Origin of the sequence: Lentzea indica, from assembly GCF_012184385.1 — a bacterium.
Taxonomy (GTDB): Bacteria; Actinomycetota; Actinomycetes; order Mycobacteriales; family Pseudonocardiaceae; genus Lentzea; species Lentzea indica.
In genome coordinates this window covers 1-3933 of record NZ_VSRL01000442.1, presented here as the reverse complement: position 1 = coordinate 3933, position 3933 = coordinate 1, and the positions used below count along the sequence as shown (strand labels likewise).

3 protein-coding genes and 2 pseudogenes are annotated in these 3933 nt (G+C 69.3%); 1 reads left to right on the top strand and 4 read right to left on the bottom strand.

Annotated elements, in window-relative coordinates:
* Window positions 1–244, bottom strand: a 244-nt coding sequence (locus FXN61_RS47985; RefSeq protein ID WP_512698773.1) for an ImuA'/RecA-like NTPase, incomplete at its 3' end; no start/stop codon positions are given.
* A gap of 223 nt (window positions 245–467) precedes the next feature.
* On the opposite strand from FXN61_RS47985, the gene FXN61_RS47980 reads away from it, so the two are divergent.
* The gene (locus tag FXN61_RS47980; protein ID WP_167980419.1) at window positions 468–1178 is read left to right on the top strand and encodes a hypothetical protein; all 711 of its coding nucleotides are present in this window, start codon (window positions 468–470) and stop codon (window positions 1176–1178) included.
* 45 nt (window positions 1179–1223) lie between these two features.
* Here the strand turns inward: FXN61_RS47980 and purH are convergent, their stop codons facing one another.
* The 3 genes and pseudogenes from purH to FXN61_RS47965 form a co-directional block, all read right to left on the bottom strand.
* On the bottom strand, window positions 1224–2795 hold the full coding sequence (purH, locus tag FXN61_RS47975; RefSeq protein WP_167980418.1) for a bifunctional phosphoribosylaminoimidazolecarboxamide formyltransferase/IMP cyclohydrolase: 1572 nt from the start codon (window positions 2793–2795) through the stop codon (window positions 1224–1226).
* Window positions 2792–3344 (bottom strand): annotated as a pseudogene (gene purN, locus FXN61_RS47970) (phosphoribosylglycinamide formyltransferase). The gene purH and the pseudogene purN overlap by 4 nt, the downstream one beginning before the upstream one ends.
* A 124-nt stretch (window positions 3345–3468) precedes the next feature.
* Window positions 3469–3933 (bottom strand): annotated as a pseudogene (locus tag FXN61_RS47965) (hypothetical protein); the annotation flags it as partial.

Sequence of the window (3933 nt, the reverse complement as noted above, 5' to 3'; positions counted from 1 at the left end):
GCCGACCACCGCGGCCCAGCCAGCCGTCCGCGGTCGCACCTGCGAGCAGAGCGAGCAGCAACGATGTCGATCCGCCCACCGACACCGTGCTGCCTCGCCGCAAGCCGCCCCACGGCAGCAGGCCTGCCAGTTCCCCGCGAACCGGCAGCACCCGCCCCGTGGTGTGGTCGGTGGTGGTGCTGGTCAGCTCGCTGGCCGGGTTCACCCCGAGCCCTGCCAACGACGCCGTTGCCGACCTGGACACTCCACCCACCTCCCGTCCGGCCGTGCGCACCCCTGTGCACGGCCGCCGAGGGAAGTTCGGCGACTTGCTTATTCGAACTCTTGTTCGAACGAACGAGATGATCGTAGCGCGCGGACGCACCCTCGTGTCAATGCCAGAGCGTCACCCTTTTGGTGGACAAGCCCACACGGGTTCACGAGGTCATCTACGGTGCCCCTCAGCACTACAGGGAACTGGGGAAACCGTGAACCAACCACCTCCACACGGCTGGCACCAGCAGCCACCGCCTCCACCCGGATGGCCGCAGCAGCAGCAACAACCGCAGGGCTGGCAGCCCTACCCGCAGCCGCCGAAGAAGAACAAGGCACCGCTGATCGTCGGGATCATCGTCGGCGTCCTGGTGCTCGGCGTCGCAGGCACCTTCGGGTTCCTCTACCTCGGCGCGAACTCCGACAGCGGCAGCCCCAAACGCGGCGGCACGATGCCCGGCGTGTGCGCGAACGTCCCCGAGGCGGCGCTGGCCAAGGCACGCACCACGAACGGCAACCCCGCGATGTCACGGGAGCGGAAGCTCGCGAATCACACGCAGACGTCGTGCGCGTGGGACCAGACCAAGGGCAAGGACGGGTCCGGGCTGCGCAACACCGACGCGTACGTCGTCGTGGGCGACGCCGGTCAGGAGTACGAGCGGCGCGTGTCGCAGTCGAAGCAGAACAACCAGGGCACGATCAACGAACGGCCGCTCGACGGGCTCGGTGACGAGGCGACGGCCGTGCTGGTGGACGGCAAGTCCGCGTTCCTGCAGGTCGACATCATCGTGCGCAAGGGCGACACCGTCGTCGAGGTCGAGCACACCGGCTGGGACTCGGGGATGTTCGGCAACAAGCGGCCGGACGTCACGGAGTTCGAGGCGGCCGCGCGTGGCCTCGCCGAGGCGTTGCTCGCCGAGGTGTGACGAAGGGCCGCCTGGCGAACCAGGCGGCCCTCGTTCCGAACGGACTCAGTGAGCGAAGTGGCGCGTACCCGTCAGGTACAGCGTCACGCCCGCCTCTTCGGCCTTCGCGATCACCTCGGGGTCGCGCACCGAGCCACCGGGCTGCACGACCGCGCGCACACCGGCCTCCAGCAGCACCTCGAGGCCGTCGGGGAACGGGAAGAACGCATCCGAAGCCGCGACCGCGCCCTTGGCCCGCTCACCGGCTCGCTTCACCGCGAGGTGCGAGGAGTCGACGCGGTTGACCTGGCCCATGCCGACGCCGATCGTGGCGCCGTTGTCCGCCAGCAGGATCGCGTTCGACTTCACCGCGCGGATGGAACGCCACGCGAACTCCAGGTCCGCCAGCGTCTTCTCGTCCGCGGGCAAGCCGGCGGCGAGCGTCCAGTTCGCGGGCGAGTCGCCGGAAGCGTCGATGGCGTCACGCTGCTGCAGCAGCAGACCGCCGGACACCGGACGCATCTCCGCGCCACCGCGAGCAGGCGCCTCGGCCACGAGGATGCGCACGTTCTTCTTGCGCTGCAACACCTCCACCGCACCGTCCGCATAGGACGGAGCGATGATGACCTCGGTGAAGATCTCCGAGACGAACTCGGCCATCTCCACGGTCACCTCGCGGTTGGCCGCGATGATGCCGCCAAACGCGCTGACCGGGTCGCACTCGTGCGCCTTGCGGTGCGCGTCCGCAATGCTCACGTCGGAAACCGCGATGCCGCACGGGTTCGCGTGCTTGATGATCGCGACGCACGGCCGATCGTGGTCCCACGCGGCACGCCAGGCGGCGTCGCCGTCGAGGTAGTTGTTGTACGACATCTCCTTGCCGTGCAACTGCTTCGCCGACGCCAGGCCCACTCGGCCGTCGCCCTGCGTATAGATGGCCGCGTTCTGGTGCGGGTTCTCGCCGTAGCGCAGGACGTTCGACCGGTTCCAGGTCGCGCCGACCCAGCCCGGGAAGCCGCTGCCCTCGTCGTCCGGCGCCAGCACGTTGCCGATCCAAGACGCCACAGCCACGTCGTACGTCGCGGTGTGCCGGAACGCGTCGGCGGCCAGGCGCTGACGGTCGGCCAGGGTGAAGCCGCCCTCGCGGACGTTCTCCAGCACCCACTCGTAACGCGCCGGGTCGACGACGACCGCGACGTTCGCGTGGTTCTTCGCCGACGCGCGCACCATCGCGGGACCGCCGATGTCGATCTGCTCGACGCACTCGTCGGGGCTCGCGCCGGACGCGACGGTCTGCGTGAACGGGTACAGGTTCACGACCAGCAGGTCGAACGGCGCGATGTCCATCTCACGCAGCTGCTGGACGTGCGTCTCCTTGCGCAGGTCCGCGAGCAGACCGGCGTGCACGCGCGGGTGCAGCGTCTTGACGCGGCCGTCGAGGCACTCGGGGAACCCGGTCACCTGCTCGACCGGCGTCACGGGGACGCCCGCGTCGGCGAGCACCTTCGCGGTGCCGCCGGTGGACACGATCTCGACTCCGGCCGCGTGCAGGCCGGTGGCCAGTTCCAGCAGGCCGGCCTTGTCGGAGACCCCGATCAGGGCCCGGCGGACCGGTCGCCTCTCGGCAGGAGTGGTCACGGAATGCTCACCTTTCGTCCGTTCACGGTGCAGCCCTCGCGGGCCAGCCTGCCGACCGTCTCGACGAGCAGCCGGCGTTCGACGACCTTGATGCGTTCGTGCAGGGTCTCCTCGGTGTCGTCGGCTTCGACGACAACGGCTTCCTGCGCGAGGATCGGCCCGGTGTCGACGCCCGCGTCGACCAGGTGCACCGTCGATCCGGTGACGCGCACGCCGTAGTCCAGCGCGTCGCGCACGCCGTGCGCGCCTGCGAAGGCCGGCAGCAGGGCGGGGTGGGTGTTGATCATCCGGCCGCCGAAGCGGGCGAGGAACGCCGGGCCGATGATCTTCATGAAGCCGGCGGACACGACCAGGTCGGGCTCGTAGGACGCGACCGCTTCGGTCAGCGCGACGTCCCAGGCCGCTCGGTCGGCGTGGTCGCGCAGCTTCACGGCGAAGTGCGGCACCCCCGCGCGTTCCGCGCGCTTGAGGCCCTCGATGTTCCTCGGCGGTCGGCCCGACCGCCACCACCTCGATCGGGAGATCGGTGGCGTCCAGCAAGGCCTGCATGAGGGTTCCGGAACCGGAGACGAGTACGACGACGCGCGCCGGTGTGGGAAGCCGAAGTTCGGTGCTCAGCGTCTACTCCTGGGCGTTGCGTGGTGTTGCAGCAGCTCAGGGGCAGCCTATGACGTCACCGTTCCGGCTTGCCGTCCAGGTCCTCCTCGGGCTTCATCCCGAGCATCTCGTCGAACTCCGCTTCGAAGTCGTCCTCTTCGGCGGGGTCCTCTTCCCCTTCGCCCTCAACGTCTTCCAGGTCGTCGACGACGTCCTCGGGCTCTTCTTCGTCGTACTCGTTGTAGTCGTCTTCGTCGTAGTAGTCGTCTCCTTCGAGGTCATCCGCGACCTCGAACTCGTTGTCGTCCACGACCTCGAGCTGCTCGAACTGCTCGGTGAGCTCGTCGTCCTCGAAGACGACGTCGGAGTCGACGGGCTCTTCGTCCTCGTCGTAGTCCGGCTCGACGAACTCGGCGTCGCCGTCCGCCACCGCGGGCTTCGTGCGCGTCCCGGCGAGCCAGGCGACCAGCGCACCCGGCACCAGCACCCACAGCGCCACCAGCAGCGCGAGCAGCCCGCCGGCACCGTCACGGGTCGAACG